The sequence below is a fragment of the Pseudomonas sp. HS6 genome, assembly GCF_023375815.1.
GTDB lineage: Bacteria > Pseudomonadota > Gammaproteobacteria > Pseudomonadales > Pseudomonadaceae > Aquipseudomonas.
Genome location: NZ_CP067412.1, coordinates 2768942 through 2786599 on the forward strand (window position 1 = coordinate 2768942; position 17658 = coordinate 2786599).

General features: G+C 59.9%; 15 protein-coding genes. 3 read left to right on the plus strand and 12 right to left on the minus strand.

Features of this window, described 5'->3' with window-relative positions; all coding sequences use genetic code 11:
- Positions 1–44: 44 nt before the first annotated feature.
- A complete protein-coding gene (locus JJN09_RS12525; RefSeq protein ID WP_249490412.1) occupies positions 45–431 on the plus strand; it encodes a hypothetical protein in 387 nt (128 codons plus the stop codon).
- A gap of 133 nt (positions 432–564) precedes the next feature.
- Here JJN09_RS12525 and JJN09_RS12530 read toward each other — a convergent pair whose 3' ends face one another.
- From JJN09_RS12530 to JJN09_RS12585, 12 genes are all read right to left on the minus strand, one after another.
- Positions 565–1320 carry an ABC transporter ATP-binding protein gene (locus tag JJN09_RS12530; RefSeq protein ID WP_249490413.1) on the minus strand — a complete coding sequence of 252 codons (756 nt, stop codon included), beginning with the start codon at positions 1318–1320 and terminating at the stop codon, positions 565–567.
- Positions 1314–2375, minus strand: coding sequence for an iron ABC transporter permease (locus JJN09_RS12535; protein ID WP_249490414.1), 1062 nt, complete (start codon positions 2373–2375; stop codon positions 1314–1316). Before JJN09_RS12535 ends, JJN09_RS12530 begins: the two co-directional genes overlap by 7 nt.
- The gene (locus tag JJN09_RS12540) at positions 2372–3559 is read right to left on the minus strand and encodes an ABC transporter substrate-binding protein (RefSeq protein WP_249490415.1); all 1188 of its coding nucleotides are present in this window, start codon (positions 3557–3559) and stop codon (positions 2372–2374) included. Before JJN09_RS12540 ends, JJN09_RS12535 begins: the two co-directional genes overlap by 4 nt.
- Before the next feature lie 64 nt (positions 3560–3623).
- A complete protein-coding gene (locus tag JJN09_RS12545) occupies positions 3624–6041 on the minus strand; it encodes a TonB-dependent receptor (protein WP_249490416.1) in 2418 nt (805 codons plus the stop codon).
- 93 nt (positions 6042–6134) lie between these two features.
- The gene (locus JJN09_RS12550) at positions 6135–7112 is read right to left on the minus strand and encodes a FecR domain-containing protein (protein ID WP_249490417.1); all 978 of its coding nucleotides are present in this window, start codon (positions 7110–7112) and stop codon (positions 6135–6137) included.
- Positions 7113–7628, minus strand: coding sequence for a sigma-70 family RNA polymerase sigma factor (locus JJN09_RS12555; RefSeq protein WP_096820691.1), 516 nt, complete (start codon positions 7626–7628; stop codon positions 7113–7115).
- Positions 7629–7712: 84 nt separating this feature from the next.
- Positions 7713–8897: an aminotransferase class V-fold PLP-dependent enzyme gene (locus tag JJN09_RS12560; RefSeq protein ID WP_249490418.1), complete on the minus strand. Its 1185-nt coding sequence runs from the start codon at positions 8895–8897 to the stop codon at positions 7713–7715.
- Between the two features lie 14 nt (positions 8898–8911).
- The gene (locus tag JJN09_RS12565) at positions 8912–10156 is read right to left on the minus strand and encodes an MFS transporter (protein ID WP_249490419.1); all 1245 of its coding nucleotides are present in this window, start codon (positions 10154–10156) and stop codon (positions 8912–8914) included.
- Positions 10157–10169: 13 nt separating this feature from the next.
- Entirely contained in the window at positions 10170–12023 is a 1854-nt protein-coding gene (locus tag JJN09_RS12570; protein WP_249490420.1) for an IucA/IucC family siderophore biosynthesis protein, read from the minus strand.
- 45 nt (positions 12024–12068) lie between these two features.
- On the minus strand, positions 12069–13217 hold the full coding sequence (locus JJN09_RS12575) for an NAD/NADP-dependent octopine/nopaline dehydrogenase family protein (RefSeq protein WP_249490421.1): 1149 nt from the start codon (positions 13215–13217) through the stop codon (positions 12069–12071).
- Between the two features lie 28 nt (positions 13218–13245).
- Positions 13246–14289 carry a PLP-dependent cysteine synthase family protein gene (locus JJN09_RS12580; RefSeq protein ID WP_096820696.1) on the minus strand — a complete coding sequence of 348 codons (1044 nt, stop codon included), beginning with the start codon at positions 14287–14289 and terminating at the stop codon, positions 13246–13248.
- A gap of 14 nt (positions 14290–14303) precedes the next feature.
- Positions 14304–15698 carry a Y4yA family PLP-dependent enzyme gene (locus tag JJN09_RS12585; protein WP_249490422.1) on the minus strand — a complete coding sequence of 465 codons (1395 nt, stop codon included), beginning with the start codon at positions 15696–15698 and terminating at the stop codon, positions 14304–14306.
- A gap of 610 nt (positions 15699–16308) precedes the next feature.
- Between JJN09_RS12585 and JJN09_RS12590 the strand changes: the two genes are divergently transcribed.
- Both JJN09_RS12590 and JJN09_RS12595 read left to right on the plus strand, forming a co-directional pair.
- Positions 16309–17196, plus strand: coding sequence for a CoA ester lyase (locus tag JJN09_RS12590; RefSeq protein WP_249490423.1), 888 nt, complete (start codon positions 16309–16311; stop codon positions 17194–17196).
- 15 nt (positions 17197–17211) lie between these two features.
- The gene (locus tag JJN09_RS12595; protein ID WP_085708451.1) at positions 17212–17613 is read left to right on the plus strand and encodes a ParB N-terminal domain-containing protein; all 402 of its coding nucleotides are present in this window, start codon (positions 17212–17214) and stop codon (positions 17611–17613) included.
- Positions 17614–17658: the final 45 nt, after the last annotated feature.

The following is a 17658-nucleotide window of genomic DNA, read 5'->3' on the forward strand; positions in this document are numbered from 1 at the left end:
TCAAACCCTATCGATCAGTAATCTCTGGTGCATGGAACCAAAAAATGAAATTGCGATTCTCCTGGGAAGAAGCGTTCGACGACTTGTTTCCGCACTGTAGTTCAAGCGTCATGAAGGACGATGGTGCGAGCCCTTTGTCTTGCATCCTGACCGATGATGGGGGCTGCGGGCATATACATTCGCTGGAGTGGATAGACGTGGGTCTGGCGCGGATCAAATCGGTGAAGGAGTCAAAGGTCGAATTCGATAGCTGGGGTCGTGAAGATTGGGGATCAGAGTTTTCAAAGGACTCCGTAAAGATCTATTTCCTGATGGAAGACGATTATTGTGAATTTCTAAGTCTGGAAGCCTTTGAAAAAGCCTTGATGGCATGGCGGGATTTTATTGTGTTGCCACCCGATAAAGAGGCGACACGAGAGCTGGACATTTGAGCCGGGCCGGCGATCGGGAGAGTGTTCAGCCATCCAGCAATGGCGTACCAAGACCGCTTTCGCTTGCCTGAAGTTTTTACCCGTCACCCAACAGCTTCGGCATCCCTGCCTTTGCGCTCTGACGGGGTAACCCTCAAACAATATCGTCGATCAGAATATGGTGCTGCCCGCGACTGCATTGCTCGATCCGTGCCTCGACCTTGTAGACCGTGCGCAGCATCGGCTCGGTGATGACCTCATGGCTCGGCCCGCTGCCATGGGCCGTGCCACCAGCGATGACCAGCACCTGATCGGCAAATCGCAGCGCCTGGTTCAAGTCGTGGATGGCGATGAACACGATCACTTCACGGCGGCGCGCCAGGGCTTTCATGAAGTTCAACACCTGAACCTGCCGGTGCATGTCGAGTGCGCTGGTGGGTTCGTCCATCAGCAGGATTTCCGGCTCGCGCACCAAAGTTTGGGCGATTGACACCAACTGTTGCTGACCGCCGCTCAGTTCACCGAGGTTGCGGAACGACAGTTCGGTGATCCCGAGCGCTTCCAGAATCTCGTCCACCAGTTGCAACTCATCGTCGTGAACCGACCAGTTGGGCGTCAGTTGCTTTCGCGCCAGCAGCACCGATTCATACACCGTCAACCGGGCGCTGGCGTTCAGGCCCTGGGGCATATAGCTGATGCCTTGGGTACCTTTCTTCGAACCTTCGAGAATCACTTCGCCCGGGCCGTCGATCAGCCCGGCCATGCGTTTGAACAACGTCGATTTGCCCGCCGCATTGGGCCCGACCACCGCCACGACCTGGCCGCCGGTAAACGTCGCGGTGCTGACACCGGAAATGATCTCGCGCTGCCCGTAGCGGGCGCCGAGGTTGTCGAGCCGGATCTTCACCATGAGTTTTTCTTTCCGTTGAGAATCAGAGAAATGAAGAACGGCACGCCGATCAGTGACGTGACCACGCCGATGGGGAAAATCGCCCCCGGGATCAGCGTCTTGCTGACCACCGAACTGGCGGACAGGATCAGCGCACCGGTCAGCAACGAGGCCGGCAGGAAAAACCGCTGATCCTCGCCGATCAGCATCCGCGCAATGTGCGGCCCGACCAGCCCGATAAAACCGATCGTGCCGACGAACGCCACCGGAAACGACGCGAGCAGGCTGACCATGATCAGCGTCTGAAAGCGCAGGCTGCGCACGTTGATACCAAAACTGGCGGCCTTGTCATCACCCAGTCGCAGGGCTGTCATTGCCCAAGCGCGTTTGGCGAAGATCGGCAGGGTGATGAGGATCACCACGCAGACCACCCCGAGTTTTGGCCACGTGGCTTTGGTCAGGCTGCCCATGGTCCAGAACACCACGGCCGCCACGGCTTGCTCGGTGGCGAAGAACTGCACCAGCGCCAGCAGCGCATTGAAGGTAAACACCAGCGCGATGCCGAGCAGCACGATGGTCTCGGCCGTCACCCCGCGACGCATGCTCATGAAGTGAATCAGCAGCGCCGAGAGCATCGCCATGATGAACGCGTTGAGCGGCACTATGTATTGCGCCGCCAGTGGAAACAGCGCCACGCCAAAGGCCAGCCCCAGCGCCGCACCGAAACCGGCCGCCGCAGAAATGCCGAGGGTGAAGGGACTGGCGAGCGGGTTGTTGAGGATGGTCTGCATCTGCGCACCGGCCAGCGACAGCGCCGCGCCGACAGCGACCGCCATCAGCGCCACCGGCAGACGGATGTCCCACATCACCACCCGGACTTGTGCCGAAGCGGTGTCCGGTGAGAACAACGCTTTGAGTACTTCACCAAGGCTGTATTGCGCCGGGCCGAGGGCCAGATCGAGCAGCACGCTGAAGATCAGCAACACGCTCAGCCCGAGCAAGATCAGCCGTTTACGCAGCACCAGCCGACGGTAGGTGACGCTCTGCACGATCGGTGCTTCGCCCAGCGAACTCATGGTTTGGCCTCGGTTTTTTGCAGGCTGACGAAATAGCCCGGTTCGTAAGGTACTGGCAGAAACCGCTCATGCAACTCGCGAAACGCGGTATCCGGATCAAGATCGGCGAACAGTTCCGGGTGGAACCATTTCGCCAATTGCTGAATGGCCACGAATTGGTAAGGGCTGTTGTAGAACTGGTGCCAGATCGCATGAAACGCCTGAGTGTTCTGCGCCTTGATGCCGGCGTAGGCCGGGCGCTGGGTGTACCAGGCCAGTTTGCGCCGGGCTTCGGCCAAGTCCGCGCCCGGGCCGACGCCGACCCAATGGCCGCCCGGCGCAAAGGCTTCCCAGTCGGCGCTGGTGACCACGACATGGTCGGGATTGGCGACGATCACTTGCTCTGGGTTCAGTTGCCCGAAGGTGCTCGGAATGATCCGGCGGGCGATGTTATTGCCGCCGGCCATGTCGACGAACAGGCCGAAGTTCTCGTTGCCGAAACTCAGGCAGCAATCGTCGGTGTAGCCGCCGATGCGTTCAATGAACACGCTGGGGCGGGCAGGGTGGCGCTTCTCGATCACGTCGGTGACGCGGTGGATCTGCTGGTTACGAAAATCGATGAAGGCCTCGGCGCGTTGTTCCTTGCCGAACAACTTGCCGAACAGTCGCATGGTTGGCTCGGTGTTCTGCATCGGGTTGTTGCGAAAGTCGACGTACACCACCGGGATGCCCAAAGCGTCGAGTTTCTCGATGTAGCGCGCATCCTCGGTCGCGTGCTGCGCTTCGATGTTGAGGATGATCACGTCAGGCTTCTGCGAGATCGCCTGCTCGATGTCGAAGGTTCCGCTCTCGAAACCGCCGAAGGTCGGGATTTTCGCGATGTCGGGGAATTTGCGCAGGTAGGCGTTATAGGTGTCCGGGTCGGACTGGATCAAATCCTTGCGCCAGCCGACGATGCGTTCGATGGGGTTTTGCGTATCCAACGCGGCCACCAGATACAACTGGCGACCTTCACCCAGAATGACCCGGCGCACCGGCAAATGTACCTTGACCGTGCGGCCCTGCAAGTCAGTCACGGTGCCCAGCGCCGGATCCGGCTCGGCAGCCTGCGCGCTGCTTGGCATCAATGAAGAAAACGACAAGCCCAGCAGCCCTGCGAACAACAGAGCGGCGAAGGTCTGGCGGCGGCGAAAAACGTTAACCATGGTGTATGCCTTTGCAAAAGCCGGATCGGACCACGACGCCAGGCGCCGCACCGGGCCGGACGTTTCAGAAATCGACAGTGGCCGAGAGCAACAAGGTACGAGGCGCGCCCTGAGAGAACGCACCGTAGGAGGCGACGCCCGACCAATATTCGCGGTCGAACACGTTCTGCACGGTGGCCCGGAAAGTGGTCGGTCGTTCGGCGATGCGCGTGGCGTAGCGGGCGCCGACATCGAAACGGGTCCAGGCGTCCAGTTGTTGGGTGTTGGCCTGATCGACGTATTGGTTGCCGGTGTAGATCGCACCGCTGGTCAACGTCAGGCCTTCGACTTTCGGGACGTCCCATTCGGCCCAGAGGTTGGCTTGCACCTCGGGAACGCCGACCGGTTTATTGCCGCGATTGGCGGCAACGCCGGTACGGGTCAGTTCGCCGTCGAGCAGCGTCACGCCACCGAGCAGGCGCGTGCCCGATGCAATCTCGCCGGCCATGTTCAGTTCGACGCCCCGGTTGCGCTGTTCGCCATTGACCGCGAACACTCCGGAGGCCAATTCGCCGCTGGGCTTTTCAAGCTGGAACAGGGCGATGGTGGACATGAAACGGCCGTAGTCGAGCTTGACTCCGACTTCCTGCTGCCGGGACACATAAGGGGAAAAGATCTCGCCCGCGTTGGAGGCGGCGGACGGCGCGATGTCACCCTTGCTCAGGCCTTCGACGTAGTTGTAGTAGAACGCGACATGATCCCAGGGTTTGACGACGACCCCGAACAGCGGTGTGGATTTTCTCTTGTCGTAATGTGTGGTGACGAAGCCGGCCGGGTTGTAGTTGTCCGATTTGATGTTTTGCTGACGCACGCCGAGCGTGACTTGAAGGCGTTCGTCGAGCATCGACAGGGTGTCGGCGAGGGCCACGCCCGACAGTTCGCTTTCGGAGACCTTTGGCGTATCCGGTTTGGCGATCGCGGGTTTCGGACGGTCGATCGGGTGGTAGATGTTCGACAGGATCGCCGGCCCGGAAATAATGCCCCGGGACAAGTTATCGCGGTAACGGGTGACCTGCAGGGCGGTGCTGTGACTGATCGGCCCGGTGTCTAACCGCAGCCGCGCGCCGGCATCGACGGTGTAGCGCTGGACTTCGAACTTGTAATAGCCGGGGATCGACGAGGTGTCGCCCGCTTCATTGATGATGGTTGGTGTCTGGTCGGACATGCGCGCGACATCCGATCGGCCACCGCCAGCATGGGCGAACAGCGTCAGGTTGTCGTTGAGGTCGTATTCGCCACCCAATAACGCCGATTTGTCGCGGGTTTCCGACCAGCCCCATTCCTGGCTGACGCTGGTGCGCCCGTTGGCCGCCGAAGGAATCTCCACGCCGGGGGCGATCAGAAACGGTCGGGACGCGGCGTCGAAGCTCTCTTTCTGGTTGATCAGATCCAGGGTGGTGCGCAGGCGGTCGCCCTGATAGTCGAGGGAAATCGCGCCGATGCCGACTTCCCTCGATTGCTTGTCGATGGCCGTTTCACCTTGCTGGACGCTGCCATTGATTCGCACCCCAAACCGGCGTTCTTCGCCGAAGCGGCGGCTGACATCGAGGTGCCCGCCGAGCTGGGTATTCAATGCATAACTGGTGGTAAAGCGGGTCAGGTCTTCGTCCAGAGAACGCTTGGGCACCACGTTGATCACGCCGCCGACACCGCTGTTGGGCGACATGCCGTAGAGCAGGGCGCCAGGGCCTTTGACCAGTTCGATGCGTTCGGCGTACTCGGTGAACACCCGGTAGTTGGAGGCCACGCCGTACACGCCGTCGAACGCCAGTTCACCGAGGTTGCCTTCACCGACCGGAAAGCCACGGATGAAGAATGAATCGACAATCCCTCCGGCCTGTCCCGTGGAGCGCACTGAAGAGTCACGCTCCAGCAAGTCGCCGACGGTGACAGCCTGTTGATCCTTGATCAACGTCGAGGTGTAGCTGCTGACGCTGAACGGGGTGTCCATCGAGTCGCGGTTGCCCAGCATGCCGAGGCGTCCGCCGCGAGCGACCTGACCGCCCGGGAGCACCGATGGCAGGCTGTCGGTGCGCTTGTCGGTGCCTTCGATCGTGGTGTCCGACAACGTGACCCGGCGCACCACCAGCGTCCAGGTGCCGTCGCTGCGGGCGACCATTTCCAGGCCGCTGCCCTCCAGCAGGCGGGTTACCGCTTCCTGTACCGAGTAGCTGCCGGACAATCCCGGGCTGACGAGGCCTTCAGTGATCGATGGCTGAAACGACAGGGCAATCCCGGCGTCCACGGCAAAACTCGACAGGGTCACACCGAGCGGGCCGGGAGCGATGTTGTAGGCTCGAACGGTGACCGCGTCCAGTTGCGTCGGTCCGGCAGCCAGAGCGAACGTGCCACCGGCCAGGCCCAGCACAACGCTGAGCAACACACTGCGTAGAACGGGCTTTAGTAGCAGACGATCCGAAGGCAAGGGTCGTGCAACGAGCATGAGGGAGTGACCCTATGGACGAGGTGGAATGGTTGTTCCTTTCATTGCCAGCCGAGATCAAAAAAAGTATCACCTGCGAGGTGATTTTTTTGCTCAGGCGGGTGAGAGCGTCACCCAGTAACCGCTCAAGTGCCCGGAGACGTGCACGGGATAGGTCTGCGCCAGCATGTTCAGCGAACGTTGGGTATCGCTGATGGGAAAGGCCCCGGAAATGCGCAAGTCGGCAATGGCCGGGTCGCAGCGCACGAAACCCCGGCGATAGCGCGCCAGTTCGACGACGAAATCCGCCAGGCGCATCTTGTCGGCCATCAGCATGCCCTGGGTCCAGGCGCCGACGTTGCGGTCGGTCGGGTTCAGTGAGCCAAAGGCCTGAGATGAAAAGTCGGTGCGTTGCCCGGCGTTGACGATGATCGGCGTGCGCTGAGGGCTGTCGGCCAACTCGACTTGCACGGCGCCTTCGAGCACTGCGAGTTGGGTGCGCGGCTGCCATTCACGAACGGTGAAGCGCGTGCCCAGCGCCTGCATCCGGCCCTGACGGGTGCTGACCAGAAAGGGCCGAGGTTGCGTGGCGGTGTCCGGCGCGGTCTGTACCAGGATTTCGCCTTCGCGCAGATTGATCAGCCGCTGACGGGTATCGAACAGGACGTCGATGGCCGTGTCGGTGTTCAGGGTGATTTGCGAGCCGTCGGCCAGGGTCAGTTCGCGGCGCTGGCCCACGGCGGTGTGGTAATCGGCGGACCATTGCTGCGATTGCGCCAGTTTCCAGCTGCCCCAACCGGCGGGCACCGCTGCCAGCAACAAGGCCAGTTTGCCCAGGGCGGCGCGGCGTTCCGGGTTGCTTGGGCGATCCAGCGCCGACATCGCCAGCGACGGTGGCAGGCCGCCGAACTTGCTTTGCAGCAACTGCGCGCGGGCCCACGCCCGATTGCGTTCGGGGCTACTGACTTTCCAGTATTCCCATTCCGCGCGCTCGGTTTCGCTGAGGTCGTTTTCACTCAGGCGCATCAGCCACTCGGCGGCTTCTTCGAGGATTTTCGGATCGAGCGGCGGTTCACTGCGACGCGTGAGCATTCATTCCACCAGCATCAGGCACTGCACGAAAGCCTGTTTCATGTAGCGCTTGACGGTGATCAGCGAGACGTCCAGCTGCTCGGCGATGTCGGCGTATTTCAAACCGCCGATCTGCGACAGCAGGAACGCGCGTTTGACCAGTGGCGGAAGGGTGTCGAGCATGGCGTCGATTTCATGCAGGGTTTCCAGCACCACGAAACGCAGTTCGGGCGAGGGCACTTCCGGCGCAGGCAAATGTGCGAGGGCATCAAGGTAGGCGCGTTCCAGTGCCTTGCGCTGATACCAGTTGATGAGGATGCCCTTCGCCACGCAACTCAGGTACGCCCGGGGCTGCTCGATGGTCGTGACCTGGGAGGCGAGGATCCGGGTGAAGGTATCCTGCGCCAGATCCGCCGCATCCATGGCGTTACCCAGTTTTTTCTTCAGCGTGTTGTACAGCCAGCCGTGATGACCGCTGTACAGCGCTTCGATCACGCGCAGGTGGTTGTCGTTGTTCGCGGGAAGGGTTTCGCTCATGGCTGCAGTGTTTTGCAATTGAGAAGTATTCCCAATGCTAGTGTACAAAGAGCCCGCGACGCAAGCGCGAATCAGCATCCGTTTTCAGGCGCGTGGCATTCTCAACAACGCGTTTACCATGGCGTCGATTTCAGCCTCGGTGTTGTAGGCGTGCAGCGATGCGCGGCTGACTTCCAGCAGGTCCCGTTGCTGCATGTCGAGCAGGGTCGAACGGAAGGTCGAGGTGGTGACGTTGATGCGTTTTTCCTGCTGCGCCAGCCATGCCTGGACTTGTGCTGCGCTGGCGTCCTTACAGGTGAAGGTGACGATGCCTGACTTGACCGCGCCCCGATCCTGCGGCGTAACGCCGGGTACGTCGTTCAGGCGATTGCGCAGGTGAGCTGACAATCCTTGAATGCGCTGCCACATCGGCTCGATGCCTTGCGTCAGGGCGTAACGGGTCGCGGCGCCCATGCCCAGTTTCGCTGCCACGTTGCATTCCCAGTTTTCAAAGCGCCGGGCATCGCCACGAATCCTGAAGGTGTCCGGTGTCAGCAATGAAGCGGCATGCAGGTCGAGAAACGCCGGCTCAAGGTTTTCGCACAAAGTCTTTTCGACATAGAGAAATCCCATGCCCCGAGGGCCACGAAGGTATTTGCGGCTGGTGGCAGCGAGCATATGGCAGCCGATTTTCTGCACATCGATCGGCATCTGTCCGACGCCCTGACAGGCATCCAGCAGAAACAGAACCCCGGCCGCGCGGGCGAGGGCGCCGATCTGTTCGATGGGCTGCACCGGGCCGCCATTGGTAGCGATCACTGGCAGCGACACCAGGGCGACCCGGTCATCGCCGAGCATGTCCCGCAGCGCCGGCAATGACACCTGACCCAGTTCATCGTTGGGAATGACCCTGATCTCGATCCCGCGCTGCTGCTTGAGTTGCAGGTAGGGAATGTAGTTGCCGGCGTATTCGGTGGACGACGTCAGCACCACATCGCCGGGCCGCAGCGGCAATGAGTAGAAGGCCATGTCCCAGGCGCGGGTCGCGTTCTCGATCACCGCGATTTCTTCGGGCCGCGCGTTGATCAGTTGACCGATCTGCTCGTAGACATTTTCCACTTCAACGGATTGCTGCCCGGCGGCTTCGTAACCGCCGATCCGGGCTTCAAGTTGCAGGTGACGGGTCATCACCTCGATCACCGGGTCTGGCATCAGCGCTGCGCCGGCATTGTTGAAATGAATCAGTTGCTCGACACCCGGTGTGTCGGCGCGCAGTTGTTCAATGTGCAAAGCAAACTCCTTGATCAGTCGCCCGGCGGGATCTGGCTCGGTTGCATGACCATGGGCCGGTAGCGCAACGCAACGATGGGTATCAGCGCGAGGATGTAGGCGAGGCAGACAAACAGGTAGGTGTACTGCAAACCGTAGACCTGGCTGAGCAGCCCACCGGCCGAGATGCCGGCGATGGACGCAAACTGTGCGGTGCTCTGGGCAATGCCCAACACGTAGCCCTGGCGTGAGCTGTCGGCGGTCTTGGAGATCAGCGCCATCAGCACCGGCGTCGTGGCGCCCAGCAATACGCCCCAGATGAAGTAAGCGCCGACGAATACGATCGGATTACGCGTGACGCCGGCGAGTGCCGTCAGCGCAATACAGCCGAGGACGACATAAGTAATGCGTTGCAGAGTGTCCTGCTGGCTACGGTGTTCGAAGTAACGCGACCACGCGGTTGCCGACAGAATGAAACCCAGCGCCAGCAAGCCATAACACAGCCCGACCACCGAGTTGCTGACCTCGAACACCGAGCTGACATACAGCGAGAACGACGTCTGCGGCAGCATCCGCGCCAGCAGCAAAATGCCCATGACACCCAGCAGCGACAGCAGGGGCGTGCCTTGCCAGACGCTGGTGTTGTGGCTGACCGGAGCTTCTTTATCGGCAACCGGTGCTTTCTTCACTGGCGGCACGTCCGGCAATGTCACGGCCGCGACCACGGTGCAGATGGCGCACAGCACCGCCGCGATCATGTTGATCCAGAAGAACGTCGCGTAATCGAGGATCAGGCCGCCGACCACGGCGCCGAGCAACGAGCCGACGTTGGTGGAAATCTGCAGGATCGCGAACAGCCGCGCTCGCCGCGAAGGCGCTTCGATACTCACGCCATACGCCTGGGCCGGGGCGATGTAGCCGGCGAAGGCGCCTTGCAGGAAGCGCAGGATCAGGATCACCCAGATGTCACTGCACAGGGCCAGCCCAAGCTGGGTCAATGACAGGCCGGCGAGGGCGCGGATCATCATCAACTTGTGGCCGTAGCGATCGCCGATACGGCCCCAGAATGCACTGGTCAGAATAATGCCCAGCATCGGCCCGACGTACACGGCGATGCTGGCGAAACTGAAGAGCGAGTCCGAAGACGTCAGCCCACGCAGGTGGACGGGCCAGAACGGCCCGCTCATTTCCATCGCGCCCATCGAAATGAGCTGGGTCGCGAACAGAAGATAAATCAGGACTCTTACGCGCGAACCCGCGATGGAACCTGCATGGGTCATGAGTCAGCCTCGGTTATTGAACGACATTGAGCGGGTTGGTCAGCGTGTGCTGAATCCGATAGTTGGAGTACTGCATCATGTGCATGCGCAACAACGAGCGGGTCGGCCACGGGTCATTGAGGAAGGCCTTGCGTTCGACTTCCCACAGATCCGGCGCGACACGCTCGCGCACCGCTGCGAAAGCCTGCTCGGTCTCTTCACGCAGAATGTCCCACATCCGATTGTTGTCCAGCGCGTACTCCTTGGTCAGCCACAAAGCCATTTCATGCAGGTGCGTGAGGAACGCCGCGTCGAGCACGAACATGCGCACCGGTTCGATATCGCCCTCGAACACCGTTGGCAGAATGCCCGGCTGCACGTGCGGTTGCAGGGTGTAACCGCGTCCTTCCAGTAAAGGCGCGTAGGTTCTGCCGTCGCCGAAATCGCGGATCAGCAGACTACGTGCTTTGCCATCCGGGGAAAACAGCACCATCGTGTTCTGCTGGTGCGCCTCAAGCCCGATGCCGTACATCAAGTAGATTGCAATCACCGGATGGGTGACCACTTTGGCGTACTGACGGAACCAGTCTTCGACCTGGGCGACATTGGCCCGAACCCCATCGCGCTCGATCAAGTCGGTGAACAACGGGCGGCCGCTGCCCGGCAAGCGAGTGAACAGAGAAGCCACGGTGATCGGCAGACACTCATCGGTGCGCTCGAACGCTTGCTGGCTGGCGCGGAACACCACCGACAGATGCCGGCCGGGGTGGTCGTCCTGGGTGATCGCGTTCTTGTAGCGCACGCCGATCTCTTCCGGGAAGATTTCCAGACGCTGCCCGAAACCGTTTTCGACCTCGAGGATTTTTGTGATGACGGTGCTGATGCGCGGGCCCATGTGGATCGACTTGGCTTGCAGGCTGCGCAGCTCGCTGGTCATCCACACGGCAATCGGTAACTTGATCAGCGGCGCGCTTTCCTTGAGCACCGGCATCATCGTGCGGTACGACATGGTCGGCAGGGTCTGGATGTCCGGGCCGTCGGTGATCAGGATGCCTTCTGCGATTTCCGCCGCGAAGTGCTTCTGCACGTAAGCCTGCAAATGCCATGAGTGAATCGGCAGTGGCAACCATTGGGATTCGTCCAGGCCCTTGTCGTTAAGCGACGCTTTCCATTGCTCCCATTGAGTCGGGAAGTTGCTGGCGAACCAGGTGTGGTAGTCGGTGACGTGGGGCATGCTTTCGCTTTTCGCCATGTCGGCCCGCAACGCGGCAATGCGCAGTGGCACCTGGGCGTTGAACTCCGGCGACAGTTGCTCGACTTCTTCATCGCTCAGGCCCGGTCGGGCTTTCCACGTCGGATAATACGGGTGACCTTCCAGCGAGCCCCACTGGTCGAGGAGGATCGCGGCGTCCTTGGTGCTGGCGTGCTGGCGCAGGTAATCGGTCAGGCTGTCGAGGCCCTGTTCCTGGGCGGCAGCGGCCAGTCGTGCGTTCCATTGCTGGCGATGCTGACGAGCGTGGGCGTCGTTCATCAGGCTGTTTTCCATGTCCGACTTGAGCCCGGCGATGCCTTCATCGGTCGGTTCGAAATCGAAGCTGTCGCGCAGCACATCCAACAGGTCCTGATGGGTATAGATCACCTGGCGTACGCCTTCATCGGTCATCAGAATCACGTCGCCGTCATTGACCACGGTGTCCGCCGGGCCCTTGGTGATGTTGGAAAAGAACACTTGGGAACGGCCGTCTTTCAGCGCGTACGTGGCCTCGTTGCCTGCGGCGGAGAAGCGCAGACCCGAGCGATCCAGAATGTTTTCGGCAAACAGGCAACGGATCATCCGTCGCAGGGCGTTCTTGCGGGAGTAGGCGATGAGTGTCTTGAAGTCATCCATATCAGCTATCTGCTCGTCGAGAAATTAATGAAGTGTTGAACCCGCTCACGCCGTGCGCGGCCATTGGCTGGGGAAGTAGTCGAGCGCCGAGTTGCGCAGGCCCTGCATGTAGGAAACGCTCCATTGCAGGACTTCTTCGATGTAGGGGACTTTCAGTTGGAAGCGCCGAGCCATTTCCACCAGCAGCACCAGGCCGTAGGCGACGTCTTCATTGAAGGCGCGGCTTTCACGTTCGATCACGTAGCCGGCGCGGTTGTCATCGGCTGGAATCATCGGGGCGAGGATGTCGTTGTAGGCCTGGTTGGTGCGCAGGATCGACAACATGCTGCTCTGATCGCGGATCTGCTCGCCGTAGGCCTCGACGATTTCCTGCTTGAGGGATTTGACCGACGACAGGTCGATGCCCATGCGCTGGCTGATCACGCTGCACAGCTCCTGACTTTCCTGATCCATGCGTTCCAGGAAATAGGCGCCGAGCTCCGGGCACTCGGTCCACCAGCACATGCGTTGCGGGAAGATCTTGCGATGCCACTGGCCGTAGGGACCGATCAACCCGTAAATCACCGAACTGTGCATGATCGGATTGCCCGGTGTCAGGGTGATTTCCAGGTAGTGGTCGAGCATCGTCACGCAGGGGCCGTACAGCGTGGTGAGGATTTCTTCCAGGTGTTGCCGCGACTGCGATGATTCCCGGTCATGCATCGCCACATATAGCTGGCTCTTGCCGCCGCCCATCTTCACCGACACCCCCGGCTTCAGATCGAACGCGGTGTGTGGCACGTCCTTCATGCCCCAGATCACCACGTTCGAACGTTCGCCCAGTGTGGCTTCCGCCAGCCAGTCGAAGCCGCAGAAGCCCGGAATGGCGCCGACGTACACCGGTTTGCTTGAACTCAAATGCGGCGCGATGGCTTGCAGGGTTTGCGGTCGTGCGTGGGCCGGCACCGTGATGATCACGATGTCGGCGTCGGCAACCACGACGCTGGCATCGGTGCTGACCTGATCCGGTCGTGCGCTCAGCGTCGAGCCGTCCGGCATCAGCGCCTGCATCGGCAGCTTGGCGAGGTGCCGGTCGACCACTTCCTGGTTATTGGTGAGCATCGAGACCTGAACATTGGGCAACTGTTTAAACAGGATGGCATTCAGATGCCCGGTCCGGCCTGCGCCGCAGATGGCGACTTTCAGCGGTTTCATACAGAGACTTTCCTGTGTGGGAGACGCGTCAGGCGACGCTCAATTGCAGGGGAGTGGCGTCGGATTCCAGCCAGCGAGTCTTACCCAGCCAGCGATCCAGTTGCGGTGCGACGCCCGGGTCCAGCAGGTCCCGTTCTTCCAGCCAGTTGTCATCGAATACGGTGTGCAGGTATTTCTCGCCGCCGTCGGCAATCGGCACCACGACGTTGCCGGTCAACGTGCCTTTGTGGATCAGCTCCAGCGCCTTGAAGATCGCACCGCCGGTCGAGCCGCCGACCAGCAGCGCCAGGTTGCGTGCGATGTAGCGGGCGGTTTCGAACGCCTGAGAGTCGGTTACCTGCAAGCCCAGGTCGATGCAGCTGTAGTCGAGCACCAGGCCGACGGTGTCGCCGGCCGGGGTGCCGGTTCCCGACTGGTAATACGGATAGCCGGGATGGCCGAAGACGATGGAGCCGGCCGGCTCGACGGCTACTGTCACGATATCCGGGTTGTGCAGTTTCAGACCGCGGGCGATGCCGGTCATCGAGCCGCCGGTGCCAACGCAACCGACATAGGCACCGATGTGGCCACCGGCCTGGGCGATGGTTTCACGGACAAAATCGCTGTAACCGCCGGCGTTGGCTGCGTTGTCCGACTGGTTCATGAACACCGCGCCGGGGATCTGCGACGCGAGTTCGGCAGCCAGCCGTTGGCGCTCGACCACGGCCACTTCGTCTTCCCGGTAAGTGCCGGCGACGAAGCGGATTTCCGCCCCCAGTGCCTTCATCACCGCGATCTTGTCCTGAGCTGCGTGATGATCGACCACGGCAATGAAATGCAGGTCGAACTCCACGGCCGCCATCGCCAGGCCGATGCCGGTATTGCCGGAGGACGATTCCACAACCACGCCACCGGGTTTCAACTTTCCGGACTTGAGCGCCGCCAATACCATGTTTCGCGCCATACGGTCTTTAATACTGCCGCCGGGGTTGTTCTTCTCTATCTTCAGCAAAAGCCGGGCGTTGGTATCCGGAACATCAATGCCCAACATTGGTGTATTGCCAATAAGATCCGAAACTTTATTCAGTATCATCTGGACGTCTTCCCTTAATAGTCAGGTGTGAATGCGTAGTTACCTTCCGTACAACACGTCGCCATCAGCCGCTGCGGCAACGGGTGGCGATGAAATTCGTTTTCCAGCAAGTCCATCTGATAACCAGCGGTGTTGGCGTAGATCAATAAGTCGCCGGTTTGTGGTGTGGTTTCGAAGTTGATCAGTCGATGAGTGATCACATCATCATCCAGGCAACTATGCCCGGCGATATAGGCTTGTATCGGAACAGTCTTCGACTCTTTCGAAGTGATCAATATTGGATCGACAAGGTATTCAGATGAAAACCATGTTTCGCACGCGCTGAAACTGCTGCCTTCGGCAAAGATCACAACTTTTTTGTCGGACAGTTGTTTGGTTTGGGTTACGCGAAAGACGGTAATGGCGGCTTGGTCAACCAGACTTCGGCCGGGCTCCAGTGCCAGTTTTATATTTCTATCCTTCAAGTAACTCGCAATGGTTTTTCCCGGAGAGTGATCCGACTCCAGGAATAACTCCAGCCACTGGCAAGCTGTCAGACTGCTGCCATAAGGGTAATAAGCGTTGGGCACTCGACGATTCTGATAATGACCAGGATTGTTGTCGTTCTGCAAAAAACTGTTGTAATCCTGCGGGTCTACATACCGCATCGGCAGGCCACCACCGATATCGATCATGACCGGGTCCAGCCCCATTTCCCTTGCTGCATCGATGAAGCCAGTGACTTCGCGGAAAGCCTGTACCCGGGTTTCGTAGCCGTAACCGCCGAGGTGGAAATGGAAACCTTCGAAGTGCAACGACTCACGCTGTTCGGTCAGCAATTGCAGGCACTGAAACAAATCATCCGCGCCCATTCCGAAGCGACTTGAGGGGCAACTTGTCGGCCTGTAACGCAGCAGGATCCGGGCTTTGGCCGGTGGTTGCGAAGTGTCGAGCAGCGCTTTGAGATGGCTGAACTCTTCCAGTGAGTCCACACAAATCAGCGATCCACCTTGTACCAGCGCACGATGAAACTCTGCCGTTTTGGCCGGCCCGGTTGCACACAGATGTTCCGCCGGAGTTCCGGCGCGCAGTGCAGCTTGCAGCTCAAAGAGGCTCGACACGTCGGTGCCGATGCCCGAAGCCGATGCCGCAGCCAGCAAGCATTGGGACTTGTTGGCTTTGGCACCGTAGAAAATCGCGTAGTCAACGTCGTGTCGTTTCAACACCGATTGCAGCGCCTGGACGTTGGCCTCAAATGAATGTGGCCATACTAGATTCAGCGGGGATCCGTGTTGTTTAATAAGTTCAACAAGTTTTTCCGGGGAATGTTGAAGTAAATTATCGATAATAGGGTCAATTAGCGGTTTCAGCACTTTTGGGTATTGGGTTTCGATTGTTTCTTTAATTGGCGGCGCAATTAATTCAGGCATAGAAAACCTCTGGCGTCGATAATCGCCATGTGCAGGTCGACAACTAATCGTTATCGATTTGTGTGTTCTTGCTGCTCGTCAGATACGAGTGTTTAAAGAGGTGGAGGCGGATGACAGATCCGCTCTGCAAATAAACACGGGGTATGTTCTTTCATAAAATTTTCACAAAACTGTTTCATGAGAACCCCACTCCTTAAGGCTCAGGCAGGCAAGGAGAAGGCCAATAACTGATGGCCTTGCCTCTTTTGAAGTGCCATTACCTGACATGTAAATGACATCATTGCGCCGAACTTTCCGTGAACAAAATCTCAGGACTTGATTTGAGTCTTGACCCTGTCAGCGGCTCGAACAATATTGCGAACAGGAACGATTATCAAGTAAGGTTTTCAAATATTTTTGAATGAACACACACAACAGGGGAGTGCGAAGCCGCTTATTCGCATGCTCAAGTAAGCGCTCGCGTGTTGATTTTAAAAACCGTCAACGCCTTGTTATTCAAGGTGTTGGCGGTTGATTCAAGACACCCGGATTCAACTCGGTTTTTCCCCTGTAACAGGTGTTCGAATTTTTTTTGAAAACCCACGACTGAAGCACGCTCAGGAGAGTCCCGATGACTGTTCGTCACAGCACCAACGCCACGCTTCCCATCAGCTACCTGTTCGTTCCCGGCAACCGGCCGGAGCGCTTTTCCAAAGCGGTCGAAGCCGGGCCGGATGCGATCATCCTCGACCTCGAAGATGCCGTTCATCCGAACAGCAAAGCCGTGGCCCGGGCGTCGATCTGGGCCTGGCAGCAGAGCACGCCCGAAACCGCCTGCCAGCGTTACATCCGGTTGAACAGCGTCGGCAGTTCGCTGTTTCGCCAGGACATGACCTGGCTGGGCGACATGCGCTACCCCGAGCGCTGCGCAGGGATTTTCCTGCCCAAGGCCGAATGTCCCGAAAGCCTGACCCGCGTGGTCGAACGCCTGCTGGCGTGGAACCCCGACCTGCAAATCGTCGCCATCATCGAGACTGCCAAAGGCTTGCATCAGGTCGAGGCAATTGCCGCGATTCCGGGCCTGGCACGGCTGGCATTCGGCTCGCTGGATTTTTCCCTGGACATCGATTGCAGCCAGATTCCTGAGGCGTTTCTGTTCGCCCGCAATCGCATCGTGCTGGCGTCACGCGTTGCCGGTTTGCCGGCACCGATCGATGGCGTGACCCCGGCCATCAGCGACATGGCGGTGGTCGAGCGCGACTCACGTTACGCCCGGTCGCTGGGGTTCGGCGCCAAGTTGTGTATCCATCCTTCGCAGCTCGCCACGGTGCAGAAAGCCTACCTGCCCAACGCCCGCCAACTGGCTTGGGCGGATCGGGTCCTGAACGCCGTGGCCGGGGGCAGCCACGCGGTGCAAGTCGACGGTGAAATGGTCGATCTGCCGCTGATCGAGCAGGCGCAACGCCTGCGGGACATGGCCAGCCAGTACGCGCTGGTCGCCAACGCGGATGCCTGCTGAAACGGGGGACGAATCATGGGACATGGTTACCAGATTGCCCTGCGGCCACTGTGCGACGTGCGGCAATCCGAGCAGGTCGATCCGCTCAACGTGCAGCGGCTGCGCGAGGCGATCATCCAGGCCGGGCACTGGCTGGAACCGATCATCGTCGAGCGCTCCCGGGGCATCGTGATGGACGGCAATCACCGGTTCAACGCGGCGCGGGCGCTGGGGTTGAAACGGGTGCCGTGCATCCAGCTCGACTACGCCGATCCACGTGTCTGTGTACGGCACTGGCAAACCGGGCAGGCGTTCGAAGTGGCGCGGATTTTCACCACCATCGAGCGCGGCGAACTGTTCCCCTACAAGACCACCCGGCACGCGTTCGACCCCGCGCTGCCGGTGATCTCCATTCCGCTGCAATGCCTGTACGACTGACCGGCGCCGGAGGGTGGGTTTCGCAGCCCATCCTCCGGACGTTCT